General features: G+C 56.5%; 21 protein-coding genes and 2 tRNA genes. 19 read left to right on the forward strand and 4 right to left on the reverse strand.

Annotated elements, in window-relative coordinates:
- The 3 genes from M6D89_RS03775 to M6D89_RS03785 are packed head-to-tail and all read left to right on the forward strand — an operon-like array spanning window position 1 to window position 2,533.
- Entirely contained in the window at window positions 1-1,266 is a 1,266-nt protein-coding gene (locus tag M6D89_RS03775; RefSeq protein WP_253966692.1) for a class I SAM-dependent methyltransferase, read from the forward strand.
- Entirely contained in the window at window positions 1,263-1,829 is a 567-nt protein-coding gene (locus M6D89_RS03780; protein WP_253966693.1) for a DUF2878 domain-containing protein, read from the forward strand. The genes M6D89_RS03775 and M6D89_RS03780 overlap by 4 nt, the downstream gene beginning before the upstream one ends.
- Window positions 1,829-2,533, forward strand: a complete 705-nt coding sequence (locus tag M6D89_RS03785; protein ID WP_253966694.1) for a hypothetical protein — start codon at window positions 1,829-1,831, stop codon at window positions 2,531-2,533. Before M6D89_RS03780 ends, M6D89_RS03785 begins: the two co-directional genes overlap by 1 nt.
- A 5-nt stretch (window positions 2,534-2,538) precedes the next feature.
- Here the strand turns inward: M6D89_RS03785 and M6D89_RS03790 are convergent, their stop codons facing one another.
- Window positions 2,539-2,823, reverse strand: a complete 285-nt coding sequence (locus M6D89_RS03790) for an EscU/YscU/HrcU family type III secretion system export apparatus switch protein (protein WP_253966695.1) — start codon at window positions 2,821-2,823, stop codon at window positions 2,539-2,541.
- A complete protein-coding gene (locus M6D89_RS03795) occupies window positions 2,820-4,379 on the reverse strand; it encodes a flagellar hook-length control protein FliK (protein ID WP_253966696.1) in 1,560 nt (519 codons plus the stop codon). The genes M6D89_RS03790 and M6D89_RS03795 overlap by 4 nt, the downstream gene beginning before the upstream one ends.
- 113 nt (window positions 4,380-4,492) lie before the next feature.
- Between M6D89_RS03795 and ccmA the strand changes: the two genes are divergently transcribed.
- Genes ccmA through M6D89_RS03830 form a run of 7 tightly spaced genes read left to right on the forward strand, consistent with a single transcriptional unit; the run spans window position 4,493 to window position 9,808 of the window.
- A complete protein-coding gene (ccmA, locus tag M6D89_RS03800; protein WP_253966697.1) occupies window positions 4,493-5,161 on the forward strand; it encodes a cytochrome c biogenesis heme-transporting ATPase CcmA in 669 nt (222 codons plus the stop codon).
- Window positions 5,154-5,846: a heme exporter protein CcmB gene (gene ccmB, locus M6D89_RS03805; protein WP_253966698.1), complete on the forward strand. Its 693-nt coding sequence runs from the start codon at window positions 5,154-5,156 to the stop codon at window positions 5,844-5,846. Before ccmA ends, ccmB begins: the two co-directional genes overlap by 8 nt.
- 20 nt (window positions 5,847-5,866) lie before the next feature.
- A complete protein-coding gene (gene ccmC / locus M6D89_RS03810; protein WP_253966699.1) occupies window positions 5,867-6,628 on the forward strand; it encodes a heme ABC transporter permease CcmC in 762 nt (253 codons plus the stop codon).
- Between the two features lie 4 nt (window positions 6,629-6,632).
- Window positions 6,633-6,860 carry a heme exporter protein CcmD gene (ccmD, locus tag M6D89_RS03815; protein ID WP_253966700.1) on the forward strand — a complete coding sequence of 76 codons (228 nt, stop codon included), beginning with the start codon at window positions 6,633-6,635 and terminating at the stop codon, window positions 6,858-6,860.
- A 1-nt stretch (window position 6,861) separates the two neighbouring features.
- Complete coding sequence (gene ccmE, locus M6D89_RS03820; RefSeq protein ID WP_253966701.1) at window positions 6,862-7,326, forward strand: cytochrome c maturation protein CcmE; 465 nt, start codon at window positions 6,862-6,864, stop codon at window positions 7,324-7,326.
- Window positions 7,316-9,277 carry a heme lyase CcmF/NrfE family subunit gene (locus M6D89_RS03825; RefSeq protein WP_253966702.1) on the forward strand — a complete coding sequence of 654 codons (1,962 nt, stop codon included), beginning with the start codon at window positions 7,316-7,318 and terminating at the stop codon, window positions 9,275-9,277. Before ccmE ends, M6D89_RS03825 begins: the two co-directional genes overlap by 11 nt.
- Window positions 9,278-9,280: 3 nt before the next feature.
- Entirely contained in the window at window positions 9,281-9,808 is a 528-nt protein-coding gene (locus M6D89_RS03830; RefSeq protein ID WP_253966703.1) for a DsbE family thiol:disulfide interchange protein, read from the forward strand.
- A 268-nt stretch (window positions 9,809-10,076) separates the two neighbouring features.
- On the opposite strand, the gene M6D89_RS03835 is transcribed toward M6D89_RS03830, so the two are convergent.
- Window positions 10,077-10,153 (reverse strand) — tRNA-Asp (locus tag M6D89_RS03835).
- Window positions 10,154-10,171: 18 nt separating this feature from the next.
- Window positions 10,172-10,247 (reverse strand) — tRNA-Val (locus M6D89_RS03840).
- Window positions 10,248-10,417: 170 nt separating this feature from the next.
- Between M6D89_RS03840 and M6D89_RS03845 the strand changes: the two genes are divergently transcribed.
- From M6D89_RS03845 to M6D89_RS03885, 9 genes are all read left to right on the forward strand, one after another.
- The gene (locus M6D89_RS03845) at window positions 10,418-10,897 is read left to right on the forward strand and encodes a cytochrome c-type biogenesis protein (protein ID WP_253966704.1); all 480 of its coding nucleotides are present in this window, start codon (window positions 10,418-10,420) and stop codon (window positions 10,895-10,897) included.
- Window positions 10,894-12,141 (forward strand): c-type cytochrome biogenesis protein CcmI, encoded by a 1,248-nt coding sequence (ccmI, locus tag M6D89_RS03850; RefSeq protein ID WP_253966705.1) that lies wholly within the window; start codon window positions 10,894-10,896, stop codon window positions 12,139-12,141. The genes M6D89_RS03845 and ccmI overlap by 4 nt, the downstream gene beginning before the upstream one ends.
- Window positions 12,142-12,364: 223 nt before the next feature.
- Window positions 12,365-15,874 (forward strand): chromosome segregation protein SMC, encoded by a 3,510-nt coding sequence (gene smc / locus M6D89_RS03855; RefSeq protein WP_253966706.1) that lies wholly within the window; start codon window positions 12,365-12,367, stop codon window positions 15,872-15,874.
- Between the two features lie 29 nt (window positions 15,875-15,903).
- Entirely contained in the window at window positions 15,904-16,866 is a 963-nt protein-coding gene (gene zipA / locus M6D89_RS03860) for a cell division protein ZipA (RefSeq protein WP_253966707.1), read from the forward strand.
- A 21-nt stretch (window positions 16,867-16,887) separates the two neighbouring features.
- Window positions 16,888-18,921, forward strand: coding sequence for an NAD-dependent DNA ligase LigA (ligA, locus tag M6D89_RS03865; protein WP_253966708.1), 2,034 nt, complete (start codon window positions 16,888-16,890; stop codon window positions 18,919-18,921).
- A gap of 10 nt (window positions 18,922-18,931) precedes the next feature.
- Window positions 18,932-19,357, forward strand: coding sequence for a hypothetical protein (locus tag M6D89_RS03870; RefSeq protein ID WP_253966709.1), 426 nt, complete (start codon window positions 18,932-18,934; stop codon window positions 19,355-19,357).
- A 3-nt stretch (window positions 19,358-19,360) separates the two neighbouring features.
- Window positions 19,361-20,341, forward strand: a complete 981-nt coding sequence (gene hemB, locus M6D89_RS03875; protein WP_253966710.1) for a porphobilinogen synthase — start codon at window positions 19,361-19,363, stop codon at window positions 20,339-20,341.
- Complete coding sequence (locus M6D89_RS17355; RefSeq protein WP_253966711.1) at window positions 20,338-20,640, forward strand: DUF3012 domain-containing protein; 303 nt, start codon at window positions 20,338-20,340, stop codon at window positions 20,638-20,640. Before hemB ends, M6D89_RS17355 begins: the two co-directional genes overlap by 4 nt.
- Window positions 20,641-20,691: 51 nt before the next feature.
- Window positions 20,692-21,525 carry an ion transporter gene (locus tag M6D89_RS03885; protein WP_253967697.1) on the forward strand — a complete coding sequence of 278 codons (834 nt, stop codon included), beginning with the start codon at window positions 20,692-20,694 and terminating at the stop codon, window positions 21,523-21,525.
- The last annotated feature ends 25 nt before the right edge of the window (window positions 21,526-21,550 follow it).

Raw genomic sequence — 21,550 nt, forward strand, 5'->3', positions numbered from 1 at the left:
GTGACAGAAACAACGACCCGCAAAGGTATTTCTGCTATCAGCTCCCACCGTGCCCGTGCGTTTACCTACCGTGAAAAGGTAGCGAGGACCCTGGTGCATAAGACCCTGGCCAAGCTCTATCGCGGTTGTCTGCGGATTCATGAAGGAGAGGATTGCTTTACCTTTGGTCAGAGCCCCGATCACGCCGAGATTGTGGCCGATATCCACGTGCATGATTTGGCCGCATATTGTGACGTAGCTTTTTCGGGCTCCATCGGATCTGGTGAAGCCTATATGTCGGGTTACTGGTCTACCCCCAACCTAACCAATGTGGTGCGTATTTTTGTCAGTAATATCGATACGCTGGATACGATGGATCAGGGCCAGTCCCGTGTCAGCAAAGCAATGCTTAAGGTCTTTGCCTGGTTGCGTCGCAACTCCAAGGAGGGCGCCCGGCGCAACATTAGCGCACACTATGATTTAGGCAATGAGTTTTTCTCGCTGTTCTTGGATAAACAACTGATGTACTCCTCGGCCATTTTTCCCAGTGAAACGGCCAGTTTAGACGAGGCGGCCGAATACAAACTTAAAGTTATCTGCGACAAATTAGAGCTTACGTCCGAGGACCACTTGCTGGAGATTGGTACCGGCTGGGGCGGGCTTGCGGTTTATGCGGCCCAGCACTATGGCTGCCGCGTGACCACCACTACCATCAGTCATGAACAATACGAGCACGCCCAGAAGGCGGTCAAAGAGGCTGGGTTGGAAGATCGCATAACCCTGTTGTTTGACGATTACCGCGACTTGCAGGGGAGCTACGACAAGTTGGTGTCGGTCGAGATGATTGAGGCGGTGGGTTACGAGCACTATGCCACCTATGTAAAAACCTGTGGCAAGCTGCTTAAGCGCGACGGGTTGATGCTGATTCAGGCGATCACCATCACTGACCAGCGCTATAATATGGCGAAGGACTCGGTAGACTTTATCCAGCGTTATATTTTTCCCGGCGGAGGTTTGCCGTCTGTAAGCAAGCTAATGGAGCTTACCCAGTCCCACAGCTCGCTCAATCTGGTTCATTTTGAAGACATTGGCGCCCACTACGCCAAGACCCTCAAATGCTGGCGCGAGCGCTTTTGGGCGCAGCTGCACACGGTCCGGGCTCAGGGGTTTGATGAACGCTTTATTCGCATGTGGGAATACTATCTCTGCTATTGCGAGGGCGGATTCGCCGAGCGCAGCATCGGCACCGGACAATTTTTGCTGGCAAACCCCGACTACCGTCCGTGAACAAACCCCTCGCTAAAATACGGGATACCCTGAACGAGCATCGCCTGATCTTGGCAAACGCGGCAATGTTCCAGATCGGTTGGCTACTATGCCTAATGGCCCCATTGGCGGTCGCCTTGGTTTACACTCTGGCGGCAATAGCGGTTCATTTTTTGTATTGGGGCGGTCATCGTCAAGATGTTATTGCGGTGATCCTCGCTATTGCCATGGGGTTTATTCACGACACCGCACTTTTGGTCGGCGGCGTCCTGCAGTATTCGCTTGTGATACAGCCCTTGTGGCTAATGTGTTTGTGGGCACTGCTCGGTTTAACGCTCAACCATTCACTGCACGCAATTTACGGACGTCCTTGGTTAGCTGCCATTTTGGGGGCAGTGTCGGCGCCTTTATCTTACATCGCAGGTGTCGCTATCTCGGGGGTTAGCTGGGGCGTTCCGAAAGAAATGGGGGCAAGCATCATCGCCCTGGTATGGCTTGGCGTTTTACCTCTGCATCTGGCTTTAAGCCGGATTCTGACAAGACTTGTATTTCCGCGTACGGATAACTCCCCGGAGACTCAGTGATGAAATTATTATCGCTACATTTGTGTCTGCTGTTGTTTTTTGCGTTAAAAGTGTCGGCCGCCTCCCAACCATTTGCGGTGGGTAAAGCCTATAACCTAGACGAAACCGACGCACTCTTGTACAGCGAAGCCTATTATCAAGTGTCTGAAGACAAAGTCAGAGTCGAGTACCGGTCTGCCAGCGAAGATCTGATTGCGGTTAAAACCCTCGATTACTCCCGGTCCAAAATCAGTCCCAGCTTTACGCTTCGTTATGAAAATCGAGACTATGGCCTGCAGGCGAGGGTAGAGGAGCAGTTCGTTACGCTCACTCGTGAAGAAAACGGCGATAGCAAAAGCAAAACGTTGAGCCCGGCCGATAACCAAGTCGTGGATGCGGGTTTTGTGGGTTTTATTCTCGATCAATGGAATGCTTTAAGTAACGGCGAAGCGGTAAGCTTTGCCTTCGCCTTTGTCAGCGATCTTAAGAATGTGGGGCTAAGTGCGCAAAAAGTGGAGCCGGAGCGCACGCCTTTCGGCGAGCCGTCCGAGGATCGTCTGACTCTGAAGATGCAGTTGGATAACGGCTTTCTGGCGATGTTTATCGATCCCATTTACCTTGAATTTTCGCCCCAGAAACAGCTTATGACTTTTGCCGGGCGCTCCAATATCACCGACAGTGAAGGTGAATCGATGGATGTGCTTATTCGTTACCAGTATCCATAACGCGGCTAGCTTCCCTGCGGCCGCTCACCCTTTAAGTCGTAGGCAAACGCGATAATATAGGCGACGGCCAAATAAAGCTTTTCCGGTATCTCGTCTCCCAACTCAAGGGTGACCAAAAAATCCACCAGCGAGGCATTGTCGCACAGGGGAACACCGTGCTCCTCGGCGATATCGATAATCTCCTGCGCCAGTGCGCCCGAACCTTTGGCACTAATAACGGGCGAGTGAGTGCCGTCATAATAAAGAGCGACGGCTTTTTGCAGATCCTCAAGTTCGGCAGTATCGCTCATGTGGTAATGTCCACCAGGTTGTATCTGAGTTTGTTGCCTTGCTCTGGGGGCGCGCCCTCGCGAAACTGCACCTTGTTTAATTCAATGCCGGCGGCGGCAAACGGCGCACGGTATTCGTTAAAGCGAGTTTTTGCCTCGGTTAATAGCGTTTTATCTTCACTCCAAATCACCACATCAACGCTGGCGTTTAGGTAGCGTAAACGCGCCGCCAGCGGGCCGGCGGGGGTGTCCAGATCCAGAGTGACTTGCCAGCATTTGGCTTGCTTGGTGGTCGCCCGGTCGGACTCCGGATCGGGGAATTCTTCTATGCCCAGTCGGGCGTTGTATAACTGCTGATCAACCCGAATGGGAACATCCAGGTGGATGTTAATGCCGGCTGGCGCCTCGCCCTGACGCGCCCGACTGATTTCGGGTTGCAATTGCTGCTGGCGAATGCGCGCTAAACTGGTCAGAGTTAATTGATGGGTGAGCAACAATAGCTGGGTGCGCAGGGTTTGGCTTTGCTCGGCGGTGGCAGGGCGCGGCGATGCGTTTAATAAATCCTGCAGCAGAGCATTTTTACCGCCGGGCAGTGCCTCCATCAGCTCGAGGGTCAAGCGATTTTGCTGCGCTTGAGCCTTATGGCCGCCGGTGCCCAGCAGCTGAGCAAGCAGGGGTAAATCGGCAGGCTTTTGCGGCGTAATAGCTCGCTGGGCCGGCTCGCTCACAGCGCTCGGGGTAAGCTGGCTGACTACGGCTTGGGCCAGCTTTAGCAAAATGGCTTTGCGATCGTTTTGTAGCACAGGTTCCAGCGCCGCCGGATTGCTTCGCAGCGCGTTGAGCAGCCGCGCCTCCAACAAGGTCCCCGTGTTCTGCACGGCCTCTTTAGCCGCTGGCGCCGTAAGCATTTGCGGTGTATTCGGCGTTAGGGCCTGACTTTCAAGCTTTTGCAGCAATTGCTGTATGTTTTTTAGCCCGCTTTGGTTGGGTAATTGCTGCAGTAGCCGCTGCAGTAAGGCGATTGCGGGCTCAAGGGTGGGACCATTCTGGCGCGGTAGTATTTCCCTAAGCGCCGTGGCGAGCTCTTGCGGTGCAATTGGGGGGCGATTTGTATTGGCCGTGGCAACGTCTGTGCTCACAAGGGCTTGCTGCAGTGCCGCACTGGTCCCTTTACCGGCCATAACGCTGTTTGTACCCGGTGGCTGAATCACAAGTCCACGCCCTGGTTGAACGGCTACAGCCAGTTTATCGCCCGGGGTCAGCAAGGCGCGGGTTAAGGTTTGAACAATCTGGCCTTTCACCAACAGGCTCGCCAGCCGCACCGGGGCGGGCGAGGCGCTCTCTTTGCCGGTGTTGGACGCGGCGGTGGGCGGGGGCTCGATACGTCCCTGTTTTAGCAGCTGCGCTTGGTGCTCGGGCTTTATATTTTGCAGGCGGACCACCTCGGCGGTGGCCATTTCTCCGGTTTTCAGGGGCAGGGATGCCAGGGCGCTCAGGTTGATTCCGGGGCGCAGTGCGCCGCGGGCACTTGGGTTGCCCGAGGACGAAGAGTAAAGCTGGGTAAAATCTACGGGCATAATGCACCTTGGGGTGGAAAAAGGCCGCTGTGGGTAAACTTTTGCTCGTCCTGCCTTTATAATCAGCGCGCATTAACCTTTACGGCCGTGAGCCACAAATATTGAGTGCCCTGATGTCAGAACGGGAAACCGCCGAGCCAGTCGAGCTTGCAATAAATGGTGTTAGTTGCGTCCGGGACGGTCGCACGCTGTTTACTCAGCTTGAGTATAACTGTCCTCGGGGCACAGTGCTGCAGGTGCTGGGGTTTAATGGCGCGGGTAAGACCACTTTGCTCAACGCCTTGGCCGGTTTGCTGCCCTGCTCAGAGGGCGAGATCCTGTGGCGCGGGCATCCCATTCGGCGCAGTCGAGCCTTCACCGCCGAGGTTTTTTACCTGGGCCATCAGGTGCCGGTTAAACCGTCGTTGACTGTGTGGGAAAACTTACACTGGCTGGCGCGATTGCGCGGCCAGGCGGTGGCCGCCGAACAAGGCTTGCAAGCGCTTGCGCAAGTAGATTTAGACGCCTATCACGGGGCGTTGTGCCGCAATTTGTCCGCCGGACAAAAGCGCCGCGTGGCACTGGCGCAGCTGTACCTGAGCGGCGAGCGGCTTTGGATTCTGGACGAACCCTTTACCGCCATTGATAAAGAAGGCGTCGCGCGGCTGCAGGATCTACTGCAGCAGCACGCCGAGCGCGGCGGTATCGCGGTCATTACCTCGCACCAGGCGCTGGAATTGCCCGGCCTAAAAAACCTGAACTTATCGGATTATCAGCCTCTGGACGCCTATGACTATGCCTGACGCACGCCCGCCTGTGGCTGGCGCCTGGCGCGCGGTGCTGGCCCGGGACTTAAAACTGAGCTGGCGCCAGCGCAGTGATCTTGTTAACCCACTGCTGTTTTACCTAATTACGATCACCTTGTTGCCCCTGGGAGTTGATCCGTCGCGCCAGCTGTTGGGCAGCATAGCGCCGGGCATGTTGTGGATTATGGCATTGCTGGCAACCCTGTTGTCTCTCGACAGCCTGTTTCGCTGCGACTACGAAGACGGCACCCTGGTTCAGTTTCAGTTGTCCTCCGAGCCTTTGTTTTTAACGGTGTTGGGAAAAATTACGGCCTATTGGCTGACCACGGGCTTGCCCCTCGCGCTGGTTTCACCGCTCTTGGCCGTTATGCTGGCGCTGCCACCGTCGGGGTATTTAGCGCTCGTGTTATCGTTGCTTTTGGGGACCGCCATTATGGCGTTAATCGGTGCGCTGGGGGCCGCATTAACCGTGTGCCTGCGCGCCGGCGGCCTTATTTTGACGCTGGTGGTTATGCCTTTGTATTTGCCCGTTCTGATTATCGGCGCCAATGCGGTCAGCAGCGCGGTGGCGGGGTTTGGCTATGGTCGCGAGTTAGCGTTGCTGGGGGCGGGGCTGGCGCTGGCGCTCATGGTTATGCCCGCGGCGGTCGCCGGGGCGCTCAGAGTATCGGCAAATCAATAATGTATTAGAGGGTTAACACTTTGGCTTGGCAGTGGTTTCATCGATTGGGTTCCCCGCGCTGGTTTTACGAGAAAACCGGCCGCTGGCTGGTATGGTTTGCACCTATAACCATTGCACTATTGGTCATTGGTTTTACCTGGGGCCTCGCGTTTGCGCCGGTGGATGCCAAACAGGGCAACAGCTACCGGATTATATTTATCCATATGCCCGCGGCGGTTTTATCGCTTGCCGGTTACTACCTGATGGCTATTGCCGGTGGCATCGGCCTGATCTGGAAAATGAAACTGCCGTTTATGGTAATGAAGTCCGCCGCCGTTATTGGGGTGGCTTTTACCGCGCTCACGTTAATAACCGGTTCGCTCTGGGGTTACCCCACCTGGGGGACGTTTTGGGAGTGGGATGCGCGCAATATTTTTATGTTGATCCTGCTGTTTTTGTACCTCAGCATCGTGCTTCTGGGGCAGGTCTATCCCGAGCAGGAGGCCGCCGACAAAGTCTGCGCCATTCTGGCCTTGGTGGGTACGGTGAATGTACCCATTATCTATAAGTCTGTGGACTGGTGGTACAGTTTACATCAGCCCGCCAGTATTAAGTTTACCGGCTCTAGCAGTATTCACCCGAGCATGCTGTACCCTCTGCTGCTGTGCATTGTGGCTTACTATTGCTTTTATACGCTGTCGCTGATCTTATACACCCGCCAGGAAATACTCGCCCGCGAGGCGCGCACCAAGTGGGTGGCGGCGCTGGTGGAGCCCGGCACCGAGAACCGGGTAAAAGGGTAACCCTATGCCGACATTTAAATTTGCATCATTGGCCGAGTTTATCGCTATGGATGGCCACGGCGTGTACGTCTGGAGCTGTACATTAATTGCTCTGATCATTCTAAGCGCCCTAGTTATTCACCCGCTGTGGTTGCAGCGCGGCCAAAAACAAAAAATTCGTACCCGGCTGCAATTGCAGCGCAGCCAGGCAAAGCGCCACGAGCGCACCAGTAGCCCCCAACAAGTGAAGTAATATGCATCCAGTTCGTAAACAGCGTTTATTGATTGTTCTTGCCATCGTGGTTTTGTCGAGCATCGCCATCGGCCTGCTGGTCTTCGCGCTGCGCGATAACATTAATTTGTTCTATCCACCGGCAAAGTTTAGCGCGGGGGAGGTGCCCCACGACGTAAGGCTGCGCGCTGGCGGTTGTGTGCAACCGGGTTCGGTGGTGCGCGATGAATCCAGCCTGGAGGTCAACTTTCAACTGGTAGACCCAACGGGCAAGTTAAAGGTGCAGTACGAGGGCATTTTGCCCGACTTATTTGCCGAGGGCGAAGCGGCCGTGGTGAATGGGGTGTGGCGCGACGACAAGGTTTTCTATGCCGATCAGGTGCTCGCCAAACACGACGAAAATTATATGCCCCCCGAAGTGGCCGAGGCCATGAACAACGGCGAGATGCATCAGGCGACCTGCGAGGGGGCTGAGTATGATTCCTGAGTTAGGCCACTTTGCGCTGATTTTATCTCTGGCGCTCAGTGCCGCGCTGTTTGTGGTTCCGCTGTGGGGCGCTTACCGTTTAAGTCAGCCTTTAATGCTTGCCGGTCGCTCCCTGGCGGCCGGGCAATTGCTAATGGTAACCGTGGCCTTTGTGATTCTGGGCTGGGCGTTTTTGCATGACGATTTCTCGGTGTCTTATGTCGCCAATCACTCCAACTCGTTAATGCCCGTTTACTACAAGCTCAGCGCCATCTGGGGCGGGCACGAGGGGTCTTTGCTACTGTGGATTTTAATGCTCTCGGGCTGGACCTTTGCCATCGCCATATTCAGCCGCAGCCTGCCGTTGGATATGCAGGCTCGGGTGCTGGCGGTGATGGGGTTTGTCGCCACCGGGTTTTTGATGTTTATTCTGTTTACCTCAAATCCCTTTGATCGTATTTTGCCGCTATCGCCGCAAGAGGGGGCCGACCTTAACCCACTGCTGCAAGACCCGGGGCTGATCTTTCACCCGCCACTGCTCTACATGGGCTATGTGGGTTTTAGCAGTGTGTTTGCCTTTGCTATCGCCGCACTCTTAACCGGTAAGTTAGATACCGCCTGGGCTCGCTGGTCGCGCCCCTGGGCCACTGTGGCCTGGGCGTTTTTAACCCTCGGTCTGGCCCTCGGCAGCTGGTGGGCCTACTACGAGCTGGGCTGGGGCGGCTGGTGGTTCTGGGACCCGGTGGAAAACGCGGCTTTTATGCCGTGGTTGGTGGGCACGGCGTTAATTCATTCGCTGGCGGTGACGGAAAAGCGCGGCCTGTTTAAAAGCTGGACAATATTGCTGGCCATTTTTGCCTTCTCGCTCAGCCTGTTGGGAACCTTTCTGGTTCGCTCGGGGGTGCTGACATCGGTGCACGCCTTTGCCAACGACCCGGACCGGGGGCTGTTTATTCTGGTTTTCTTGGCGGTGGTTGTCGGCGCTTCGTTGCTGTTGTTTGCCCTGCGCGCGCCGGTGATTAAAAACGCTCCCAGTTTTAATTTACTGTCGCGCGAAACACTGCTGCTGGCCAACAATATTTTGTTAATGATCGCCATGATCACCGTGCTATTTGGCACACTGTTTCCGCTGGTGGCAGACGCCCTAAAGCTGGGTAAGTACTCGGTGGGGGCGCCGTATTTTAACCTCACCTTTATTCCCTTTATGACCATCATTTGCCTGTTGATGGGCATTGCACCAGAAAGTCGATGGAAGCGCACCAATGGCTCGCCATTGGCAAAGGTCGTGTCTGGCCCTGCGGTACTCAGCCTGGCGTTGGGCATCGCTGTGCCCATACTGCTGGGGGACTTTGCTTTTAGCATGGTGCTTGCCGTGTTTATCGGCAGCTGGGTAGGCTTGACCACTTTGTGGGATTTGTGGCGCAAAAGCCAGAACTCTCAGGGACGCTGGGTGGGGCTGCGCAAGCTTAGCCTCAGCTATTGGGGCATGATAATTGCCCACTGCGGGATCGCGGTCTCGGTATTGGGAGTTTGCTTAAACAGCCACTATGCCGATATGGACAAAGTGCGTATGGATGTAGGGCAGCCTGTGACGGTAGCCGGTTACCAGTTTACCCTGGAGAAATTAGAGCAGGTGCGTGGCCCCAACTATATGGCCGACCAAGCGGTGGTGGTAATGAGTAAAGACGATCGAGTTCTGCGCGTGCTCAAGCCGCAAAAGCGCCGCTATTTCGCCAGCGGACAAATTATGACCGAGGTGGCGTTAGATCCCGGCTTTACCCGCGATGTCTATGTCGCCATGGGGGATAAAATTAATGCCCAAAGCTGGGCCATGCGTATTCACTATATGCGTTTTGTACGCTGGATTTGGTTGGGCGCGCTAATGATGGCGCTGGGCGGTATGTTTGCGGTTATCGACAAACGCTACCGCAAGCGTAAAAGCGCGGCTTCACCCACACCGCAAGAGGCTTAAATCATGGGTCGATTAAAACTGTTTTTACCGCTGATTGTCTTGCTGATTTTATTGCCTTTGTTTTACGTCGGGCTTCGTTTAGACCCCAGTGCCATGCCCTCGGCGCTCATCGGCAATCCCTTGCCTGGGTTTAGCTTAAGCACTGTCGAGTCCGAAGAGGTTGTGGGCCCCGAGGCGGTAACCGGTGAAGTCACCCTTTTAAACGTATGGGCCACCTGGTGTTTTGCCTGTAAAGCCGAGCACCCGTATTTAAATAAACTGGCGGGCGAGGGCATTCGCATTATCGGCGTTAACTACAAAGACGAGCGTACCGCAGCGCAAGAATGGCTGCGGGATTTGCACAACCCCTATGAATTTAGCCTGTACGATAATGAAGGTCGGTTGGGGTTAGAGTTAGGCGTGACCGGCGCGCCGGAAACCTATTTGCTCGATCGCGATGGAATTATTCACTACCGACATATTGGTGTGGTGAACGACAAAGTATGGAACGAGGTGCTTGGGCCTAAGTATCGGGAGTTGCAGGGCGAGTAGGGCGGTTCGTTGTTCGAGTTGTATAAGAGCCTTCGCGTATACGAGCCTTCGCTTTGCGGGGGCTTTTTTGTTTGTGGTGGGGTGGTTGGAGAGGGATCCGGACGGGAAACACTCGGGCCGTCCTGGCCCTCGCCCTACGGGCAGCGCATTCGCGCTGTGCCAATTCGCTCCCGGCGAATTGGTCGAACCCGAGCGCGGCTTCTCGCCCGTCACAAACCACAATACATACAAAAAAGCCCCCGCTTTCGCGAGGGCTCTTTTGTATGTATGGCGGACCGGACGGGACTCGAACCCGCGACCTCCGGCGTGACAGGCCGGCATTCTAACCAGCTGAACTACCGGTCCGCAAAACCTAGACTGGATTGGTGGGTGGTACAGGGATCGAACCTGTGACCCTCGCCTTGTAAGGGCGATGCTCTCCCAGCTGAGCTAACCACCCCTCCGTTCAAGAGCTGCGTATTCTAATGATATCGCGGCCGGGGTCAACCACTTTTTTTAAATTTTCTTACAATTGCTCTAGGTGCTTGGTTTTTAACCACTTTACCCAGCTTAGCTCGCACCCTCGGGGCGCTACCGTTATACTCGCCACTCGATGAATGTGAGGTGTCTATGGCTCGTTTGTTGATTCTATGGCTGGTGCTGTGTGGGGCAGCACAGGCCGAGGATATTTATCAGTTTTCCAATCCGGTGGATCGCGCCCGGTTTGAACATTTTACCGCCGAGTTGCGTTGCCCTCAGTGCCAAAATCAAAGCATTGGCGATTCCGACTCCATGCAGGCAGAAGATTTGCGCCGCGATTTGTACGAGCAAATTCAGGCCGGGCGCAGCGACAAAGAGATTACCGACGAAATGGTGCGCCGCTACGGTAACTACATTCTCTATCGGCCCCCGTTAAACTCATCGACCGTGGTTCTCTGGGTACTACCTGCGGTGCTCTTGATTATTGGCATTGTGGTTGTGCTGGTGATGGTGCGAAAACGCAAGGCCGCCGAAGGCCAGCGACAGCTGACTCCCAAAGAGCAGGCGGATATTGAGGCAATGCTGGCCGAGCACGACCGGAAAGGCGCAACAAGCGAGAAAGATTCATGAATGTATTTTTAATTGGCGCTTTGGTTTTAACCTTGGTGGCCACGCTTTGTGTTGTTTGGCCACTGTTTGTGCGCAAATCCTACAGCACCAGTCGCGACGATCGACTACAGGAAAACATTGCTCTCTACCGCGAACATGAACGCGAGTTACAGCGCTCCCACGAGGCGGGCGATATCGATGCCGCCCAGCTGGAAAAGCTAACTCTGGAGTTAAAAGCCAACCTGTTGGCCGATCAGCAGGTTCACACGGCGCGATATCAATCTGGTGGCAAGGCGCTGCTGGCGGTCATGGCGCTGGCGGTTTGCTTGGGGTCGGTGTGGCTGTACTTTGCTCAAGGCGCCAGTGGTGATGTCGCCTTTACCCAGCTGCAGCGTAAAGTGTTAGAAGATAATTTTACCGCCATGCAGGCGGGTGAGCGGCCCGACGCGGCCAAAACTCGCGAGCTGGTCGATAGGCTGCAGGAGCGGGTTAAGGTTCAACCCGACAATGCCCAGTACTGGTACCTGTTGGGTAACTACGCCAGCCAGTTGGGGGAGTACCCGCTTGCCATTGAGGGTTATCGCAAAGTTTACGAATTGGCGCCCAACGAGCCGGGCAGCGCGTCAGAGCTGGCGCAGGCGCTCTTTCTGGGGGCGGACAATCAAATAACCGAAGAGGTCGCATTTTTAACCGACAAGGCCTTGCAGGTTGATCCCGACGATACCACCGCCCTGGGGCTGGCGGGTATTCGCGCCTTTGGCGCGCAAGATTACGCCAATGCCGTGCGCTACTGGCAGAGTGCGGCGGATTTAACTCCGCCCGGCGCATCGGGCCGACGGGCTCTGTTGGCGGGGGTAGAGCGCGCCCGTGCTGAATTGGAAAAGGGTGGCGCGGCGCAATCCGAGGCGAGTGCAGACGCCAGCTGGCAGCTGCCGGTAACCGTAACCTTGGCCGATGATTTAGCGATTCCCGATGGCGCTACCTTGTTTGTATTTGTGCGTCAGCACCAGGGCAGCCCCATGCCGCTCGCGGTGTACCGTACCCCAGCGCGGCAGCTGCCGCTGTCCGTTACTCTGGATGAATCCATGGCCATGACCACGGCAGACAGACTCTATAACGCTGGCGCTCTGGAGTTGGTCGCGCGTTTGTCCAACTCCGGGCAGGCGATGCCACAGTCGGGCGATATGGAGGGCAGGGTTGGCCCTCTGGATGCTGAAGATTTGGCGGGAGAACTGAACGTGGAGATCGATACGGTGCGCCCTTAGCGCCGCCAGCGTGCCCTGGCTGGTCAAAACCTGATCGGCTGGGGGCAAATCCCTGATTCCGCGCGTAAAAACTTCTCACAACCAGTGCGGTAAAGGTGTAAAGCCGCGGGCAAATGTGTAGAATTCTTGGCTTTATCTGGGCAAAAACATCGCCCCTGTACCGGCGAGCAGAGGCGTTAGCTCTGGGGTCGACGGCAAAGCATATAACGAGTGACAAGGACCTATGCGGTTAAAGTGTATTAAATTGGCGGGCTTTAAGTCGTTTGTCGACCCGACCACCGTCAACTTTCCCAGCAATCTGTGCGCGGTTGTAGGCCCTAACGGCTGCGGCAAATCCAATATTATCGACGCCGTGCGCTGGGTTATGGGCGAGTCATCGGCCAAAAACCTGCGCGGCGAGTCCATGACCGACGTTATTTTCAACGGCTCGGGCGGACGTAAACCCGTGGGGCAGGCCTCCATCGAGCTGGTGTTTGACAACAGCGACGGTTCTCTGGGGGGCGAATACGCGGCCTTTTCCGAAATCTCGATTAAACGCCGGGTTACCCGCGACGCGCAAAACCAGTATTTTCTTAACGGCGCCAAGTGTCGGCGCCGGGACATCACCGATATTTTCCTGGGCACTGGCCTGGGGCCGCGCAGCTACGCGATTATCGAGCAGGGCATGATTTCGCGGCTGATCGAGGCAAAACCCGAAGAGCTGCGCGTTTACATCGAAGAGGCGGCGGGTATTTCCAAATACAAAGAGCGCCGCCGCGATACAGAAAACCGGATGCGCCGTACCCAGGAAAACCTGGAGCGCTTGACCGATATTCGCGACGAGCTGGAGCGCCAGCTGGCACGCCTGGAGCGCCAGGCCCAGGCGGCGGAAAAGTACACCGAGTTTAAAAAGCAAGAGCGCACCCTCAAAGCCCAGGTGCAGGCGCTCAAATACCGCAACCTGGATGACCAGGCCAAGGCCAAACAAGAGGCCATCCGCGAACTGGAAATCCAGATGGAATCCTTTGTGACCGGTCAGGTAAACAAAGACACCCAGATTGAAAAATTCCGCGCCCAGCAGTCCGAGTTCAGCGATAAATTTAACGAAGTTCAGGGCCGTTTTTACGCCATTGGCGCCGACATCGCCCGCATCGAGCAAAGCATTAAACACGCCGATGAGCGCAACCGTCAGTTGCAAACCGACATGGAACGCACCGAGCGCGAATCCCGCGAGGCTCGCGAGCGCCTGGAGCAAGACGTCGAGCGCGAACAGCAATGGCAAGCCGAGCTGCTGGAAATCGAACCCGAGCTGGAGCTAGTCGAGGCCGCCGAGCAAAGCTCCGGCGATTTGCTGCACGAAGCTGAAGAACTTATGCAGCAGTGGCAGAGCGACTGGGACAGCTTTAACCAGCGCGCCGCCGAGCCGCGCCAGCGCGCCGAGGTGCAGCAATCGCGCATTCAGCACCTGGAGCAAGTGCAGACCCGTCTTTTGACCCGGGTGGAAAAGCTGCAGGACGAGAAAAAGGGCCTGGGCGAAAACACCGTCGAAGACGAAGATCTGGCCATTGCCCGCGAAGAGCTGGCCGAGCTGGATGTGGAAATGGAAACCCGCCGCGAGGGCAGCGAAAACCTATCCGATCAGCTGGAACAGGCGCGCAATAACAGCCGCGATATTGCGGACGAACTGGATACCGCCCGCAGTAAGCTGCAGAGCATGCGCGGCCGCCACGCCTCGCTTGAGGCACTGCAACAAGCGGCCCTGGGCGAAAAAAACAAGGCCGTGACCGAGTGGCTGGAGACCCAATCACTCACCGACGCCCCCCGTCTGGCCGAGCAGGTCACCGTTAACGATGGTTGGGATAAAGCCCTGGAAACCGTACTGGGTAATACCCTGCAGGCGGTCTGCGTGGATGGCGCCGATCAGGTCGCCGCGACTTTGGAAAGCCTTAGTCAGGGCGAGCTGGTACTGCTGGATGCCAGCGCCAGCGCGAAAGCGGACGAGGGCAAAGGTCCTCTGTTGGCCGAGCAGGTAAACGCCGACTGGGACGCGGCCGGTTTACTGGCGGGCATTCATATCGCCGAAGACCTAAACGCGGCCCTGACTCTGCGCGCCACATTAGGCGCGGGCGAGTCTGTGGTCACTCGCGATGGCATTTGGCTGAGCCCCCACTGGATTAAGGTAGCGCGCGATACCGACGCCAGCGCCGGGGTTATTGCCCGCAAGCAGGAATTAGAAGAGTTAAGCGAAACCATCGCCGAAACGGAAGCGACGGTACAGGCGTTGCAGGAAAAACTGGAACAAAACCGCGACGAGATCAAAAACCGTGAGCAAGAGCGCGAGAACATGCGCCGCGAGCTGGATGATTTAAACAAACGCCACGGTGAGCTGCGCTCCAGCATAAGCGCCAAAGAGGTGCAAATTGAGCAATTAGGCATGCGTAAGTCGCGTCTGGAAAGCGAAATACGCGAAGCGCGCGAGCAAATGGAGCAAGAGGCCGAGCAACTGGCCGAAGCCCGGGTGATTTTAAGCGACGCCATTGAAGCCATGGAGGCCGATACCGACGAGCGCGAAAAACTGCAGGCCCGACGCGAAGATATTCGCGGCAAACTGGACGGCGCGCGGCAAAAGGCCCGCCAGGACAAAGATCGCGCCCACGAGTTACAGCTGCGCGCCTCGGCCCTGAACACGCAAATCGACAGCATTAAGCTCAGCATTGCCCGCCTGCAGGAGCAGAGCGAAACCCTGACCGAGCGCCGCGAACAACTGGCCGAATCCATGGCCGAAAACCGCGACCCGGCCGAAGAGAACAAGCTGGAGCTGGAAGCGCTGCTGGATAAGCGCATTAAGGTTGAAGAGGAGTTAAACGAGTCCCGCCGTGCGCTGGAAGGCGTCGAGCACGAATTGCGCGAAGTCGAGCAATCGCGCAACCGCGCCGAGCAAGAAGTGCAGGCGGTGCGTTCGCACCTGGAGCAAGAGCGACTGCAGGCGCAAACCTTTGAGGTACAGCGCAAAGCACTGGCCGAACAGCTGGCCGAAGATAACTTCGATTTGCAGACCCTGCTGGATAACACCCCCGAGGATGCCGAAATGGCGCCTCTGGAAACCGAGCTGGAACAGCTGGCGGCGCGCATCAGCCGCTTGGGGGCGATTAACCTGGCGGCGATCGACGAGTTTAAGTCAGAATCCGAGCGCAAAAACTACCTGGACGCGCAAAACGAAGACTTGCTGGAAGCTTTGGAAACCCTGGAAAACGCGATTAAAAAGATCGATCGCGAAACCCGCACCCGTTTTAAAGAGACCTTTGATCAGGTCAACGGCGGTTTACAGGAGCTGTTCCCCAAAGTGTTCGGCGGCGGTCACGCCTATTTGGAACTGACCGGCGAAGATATGCTCGATACCGGTATCGCGATTATGGCGCGCCCACCGGGCAAGCGTAACAGTACGATTCACCTGCTCTCGGGCGGCGAAAAAGCACTGACGGCCATTGCGCTGGTGTTTTCGATTTTCCGCCTCAACCCCGCACCTTTTTGTATGCTGGATGAGGTGGATGCGCCGCTGGACGATGCCAACGTGGGCCGCTACGCCCGCATGGTGGAAGAAATGTCGGCGCAGGTACAATTTATTTACATTACCCACAACAAGATCGCCATGGAAATGGCGCATCAGTTAATGGGGGTCACCATGCACGAGCCGGGGGTTTCCCGCTTGGTCACCGTGGATGTAGACGAAGCCGCCGAACTGGCAGCGGTATAAACGAATTCTCAGCATTTGGAAGAAAGGTTATGCAAGATTGGCTAACGGTTATCGTCGTTCTGTTAATCGTCGGAATCCTACTGGATGGCTGGCGGCGAATGCGAGCCTCGCGGCGCGACACTATTCGCGTATCCAGGCGGGCTCGCCAGTACGACTCAGGTGATAGCGAGCCAGTTGAAGAACCCTACACCAGCGAGCTGCCCAACGGCGGTGCGCGGGTGGTTGCCAAGCGCGAAGTGTTGGACACCCCGGACACTGGCGGGGGTAGCTCAGTCCCCAACCGCGACAGCATTCCGCAACAGGTGACGCTCAACCTGGACGAATCTGTACCCATGTTAATGGAGTCGGTGGAAGAGCAGGGCGAAGAGCGCACTGAGCCCAGCTTTGGTGAGGCCGACCCGGCGCCTGCGGCCGAAAGCCGCGATGAGCCAGAGCTTCGCCAAGAACCCTCGTTCAGCGCCCTGCAAGACGACGAGCCCGCGGCTGCGCCAGACCCCGAGCCCCTGCGCTCTACCGAGCCAACCCACGCGCCGGAACCCGAGCGCGACGCGCAAATGCCCGACGAAGTCATCATTATTAATATCATGGCCCGCGAAGGCGAGGTCTTTGTGGGCGAAAGCCTTTTGGATGTCCTGCTGCAAGTGGGAATGCGCTACGGCGATATGAATATTTTCCACCGCCACGCCCGTGAAAACGGCGAGGGACCGGTACTGTTCAGCCTGGCCAATATGGTCAAGCCCGGCACTTTTGATCTGGATAATATGGCCAGCTTTCAAACCCCGGGTATCAGTTTATTTTTAACCTTGCCCCTGGCGGTGGATAGCATTAAGGCCTTCGATATTATGCGCGATAGCGCCTGGGCTATTGCCGATGCCATGGGGGGCGAGCTAAAAGACGAAAATCGCAGCGTCATGACCCGCCAGACCATGGAGCACTGCCGCCAGCGCATTGCCGAGTACGAGCGCAAACGACTGTCGCGCGCCGGCGCCTGACACGAATAACGAGGTCCATTTGTGTCTGACAATTCTGCAACATCCCAAGTGCGCAGTCGCATCGAGCAGCTGCGCCAAAGCATTAACGATCACAACTACCGCTACTACGCCCTGGACGAACCCAGCATCCCCGATGCCGAGTACGACCGGCTGCTGAATGAGTTAAAGCAACTCGAAACCGACCACCCTGAGCTTTTAACGGCCGATTCACCCACCCAGCGGGTGGGCAGCGCGCCACTGGACAGCTTTACCAGCGTGCCCCATGAAAAACCCATGCTGTCGCTGGACAACGCCTTTAGCGATGATGACCTGCGCGCTTTTGATCAGCGCCTGAAAGATCGGTTAAAAGACAGCGCCGATATCGAATACGCCTGCGAGCCCAAGCTGGACGGTATCGCCATTAGTATTTTGTACCAGGACGGCCAGCTGGTGCGCGCGGCCACCCGAGGCGATGGCACCAATGGCGAAGACATTACCGCCAATGTGCGCACCATTAAATCGGTCCCCTTAAGTTTACGCGGCAAGGATTACCCCCAGCGCCTGGAAGTGCGCGGCGAAATCTATATGCCCAAAGCGGGCTTTGCCAAACTCAACCAGCAGGCCGCCGACAAGGGTGAGAAAATCTTTGTTAACCCGCGCAATGCCGCCGCCGGCAGCTTGCGTCAGCTGGATTCGCGCATTACCGCCACGCGCCCCTTAGAGCTTTGCGCCTACAGTGTGGGAGTTCATCAGGGTTTGGAGTTGCCGCCCAGGCACACGGATATCCTGCAGCAGCTGCGCACCTGGGGGTTTAAAATTAACCCCGAAATGATCGCCGCTGCTTCCATTGAAGAGTGTATTGCCTATCACCAGAGCCTTGGCGAGAAGCGCGACGGCCTTGCCTACGACATTGACGGGGTGGTGTTCAAGGTCAATAACATCGCCACGCAAGAAACGTTGGGGTTTGTCTCGCGCGCGCCACGCTGGGCCATCGCCTATAAATTTCCCGCGCAGGAAGAAATGACCACCCTTGAAGCGGTGGAGTTTCAGGTGGGGCGCACCGGCACCATTACCCCGGTGGCCCGACTTAAGCCGGTGTTTGTGGGCGGCGTGACCGTCTCCAATGCCACCTTGCACAACCGCGACGAAATTGCGCGTTTGGACGCCCGGGTGGGCGATACCGTGATTGTGCGCCGCGCGGGTGATGTGATCCCGCAAATTGTGGGCGTGGTTGAGGCCAAGCGCCCCGACAACGCCACACTGATTGAATTTCCCGATACCTGTCCCATTTGCGACTCGCCGGCTGTGCAAATACCGGGCGAGGCCGCCATCCGCTGCGAGGGCGGTTTGATTTGTCCAGCCCAGCGCAAAGAGGCGATTATTCACTTTGCCTCGCGCAAGGCCATGGATATCGACGGTTTGGGCGATAAGCTCGTCGAGCAGCTGGTGGATCGCGGTTTAATTAATACCATTGCGGATTTGTACCGCCTTAAAGCCGAAGACGTCGCCGCCCTTGAACGCATGGGGCAGAAGTCCGCGGAAAATCTCATTGCCGCGCTGGAGGCCTCCAAATCAATCAGTTTTGCGCGCTTTATTTACGCCCTGGGCATTCGCGAAGTGGGCGAGGCCACCGCGCGCAATTTGGCAGCGCACTATGGCACCTGGCAGGCGCTAAGCGAAGCGGACGAAGAAATCTTGCAGCAGGTGGACGACATAGGCCCGGTGGTGGCGAAATTTGTGCGCGACTTCTTTGTCGAGCAAGATAACTTAGACATTGTCAGCCAGCTGCGTGAATGTGGCGTACACTGGCCCGAGCGCGAACCCGAACAACAGCCCGCCGAGCAGCCCTTGGCCGGGCAAACCTGCGTGCTCACCGGTACTCTCGAGCAGATGACCCGCGACGAGGCGGGGGAAAAGCTGCGCGCTTTGGGGGCAAAGGTGGCCGGTAGTGTGTCCAAGAAAACCGACTTTGTGGTGGCGGGGCCGGGCGCCGGTTCTAAACTCAGCAAAGCCGAGCAACTGGGTGTCGAGGTTCTGGACGAAGCAGGGCTGTTGGCATTGCTTGCGCGCTATTGAGGAGCAAATCATGGATCCCGAATCGATTGTATACGGTTGTATTAAAGACAGCATTCTGGACGCCGGCCAGGCCGATCGCCAGCGGGTTAACCGCTCGGCCATGCTGTCGCTGCCCAAGGCCGAGCAGTGGCCGTTTCTGTGCCAAGAGATGTTCTCGATGCCCAACCCGGGGCGAATTAGCGGCAGCTACCAAACCGATGTGATGCACTTTGGCGCTTCCTACAAAGCGGTGGAATACGAGTGGAACCAGTGGATTGACCAGTTTGAGTCACTGTTGAGCAAAATGTATTGGGTTTCCGCCACGGTACACCTTGAGACCGAGCTGTACGGCACCCATACATTCACCTGGGAGAGCAGCCGCAACTATCACGTGCCGGGCTCTGGTGATATGTATGTGCAGTGCGAGTGGAGCCACGAAAATTATTTACGAGCGTAATTTATGACCGATGTTTACCGTTTTCGCCGTCGCCGCAAAAGCGCCGCTATGCGTGATTTGGTGCGCGAAAATCACCTGAGCTGCGACGACTTAATTCTGCCCATCTTTGTGCAAGAGGGCATTAGCGAGCCCGTCACCATCGACAGTATGCCCGGCGTGGTCCGCTACCCCGAATCGCAACTCGCCCAGGCGGTGCAAAGTGCCTGGCAGCTGGGCATTAAGGCCGTACTTTTGTTTGGCGTGTCCGAACACAAAGACGATACCGGTTCGGACACCTGGAGTGACCAGGGGCTACTGGCGCGTATGATCAAAACCGCCAAGCAGGCCGCGCCGGATATGTTGATCATCAGCGATAACTGCTTCTGCGAATACACCAGCCACGGTCATTGTGGCGTGGTGTGCGATCACGATGTCGACAACGACCAAACCCTGGCCAACCTGCAAAAGCAGGTGGTTAACTGCGCCCGCGCCGGGGTGGATATGATCGCCCCCTCGGGCATGATGGACGGCATGATTGCCGCTATTCGCGAGGCCCTGGACACCGCCGGCTTCACCCATATTCCGGTCATGTCTTACTCCACCAAGTTCGCCAGCGCTTTCTACGGCCCGTTTCGCGATGCGGTGGACAGCACCTTTAAAGGCAGCCGCAACACCTATCAGATGGACCCGGCCAATGGCCGCGAAGCACTGGCCGAATCCCTGGAGGACGAAGCCCAGGGCGCCGATCTTTTAATGGTTAAACCCGGTGTCGCCTATTTGGATGTGATTAAAGACATTCGCGACCACAGCTCTCTGCCGCTCGCGGTTTATCACGTAAGCGGTGAATACGCCATGATCAAAGCCGCCGCCCAGGCAGGCGTGATTGACGAAAAGGCGATTGTGTTAGAAACCATGACCGCCTTTAAACGCGCGGGCGCCAATTTAATTATTACCTACTACGCCCGCGATATCGCCCAGTGGTTACAGTCGCAGGTGGCCTCGTGAATAAATCGTTAATCATCGCGCTTATCGCCACCGGCATAGGGGTGTGCACCCTGGCGGTGGGGCTGTATATTTTAGCCACCACCCCGGCGCCCGCACCCGAGCCCCAGGCGCAGGCCGCAGCGGCCAGCGAACCCATGGCGGTTATCCCCCAGTTAAAAAACAGCGATTCGCCCCTGGTGCCCAACGCCGATGCCCCCATGGGCTCTGAGCCCTGGTGCGAGGCTTTAATGGTAAAGCCCGATCGCGACTGGTCTGAGACCGAATCCCGGCAGTTCGCCCAGCACTGCATTTACGAATAATCATCCCGGACACACTCAGTGAGCTCGAACTCTAACCTGACGGATATTCCCCTGGACCCCAACTCGTTGCAGGCACGGTTTCACCGCCTGCGCAGCAACAAAGCCTTCGAGCTTTTTGTGGTGGGCATTATTGTCTTCTCGGCCCTGGTGATCGGCGCCAAAACCTACGATATACCGCCGCTACTGTCTCAGGTGATTGTGGTTCTCGACTGGATGATCACCCTGTTCTTTTTGTTTGAGGTGACCATTCGCTTTATCGGCGAGCCCCGCAAGCGCGACTTTTTTAAATCCGGCTGGAATATTTTCGACACCTTAATTGTGGTGATCAGTCTGGTGCCCATCGAAGACAGTGATATGGCGCTTATCGGCCGTCTGATTCGGGTGTTTCGGGTGCTGCGGATGGTGTCCATTATTCCCGAGCTGCGTATGCTGCTTAGCTCGCTGATTAAAGCACTGCCGCAGCTGGGATATGTGGCGCTTTTGATGTTCATTATTTTTTATATCTACGGCGCGGTGGGCAGCTTCTTTTTCGCCGATGTTAACGACGTACTCTGGGGCGATATCGCCATCAGTATGCTGACGCTGTTTCGGATTATGACGTTCGAGGACTGGACCGACGTCATGTACGAAACCATGGCCGAGTATCCGTTCAGTTGGATGTTCTACGTCAGTTTTATCTTCTTAACCGCCATTGCCTTTTTGAATATGATTATCGGCATTGTGGTGAATGTGATCGAGTCGGAAAACCGCGCCCGTCAAATCGAAGAGGAGGGCGAGCAGCCCGCCCGCTCCGAGCTAGAGGCGCAACTGGTACAGTTGCAAAAATCCGTGGATCAGCTGCTGGCCCAGCAAGCGACGCAAAGACCGCCGGATAAAAACGACTAGCACGCGTTTACGCTATGGATTGATA

The organism is Gilvimarinus xylanilyticus, assembly GCF_024195295.1.
Taxonomy (GTDB): Bacteria; Pseudomonadota; Gammaproteobacteria; order Pseudomonadales; family Cellvibrionaceae; genus Gilvimarinus; species Gilvimarinus xylanilyticus.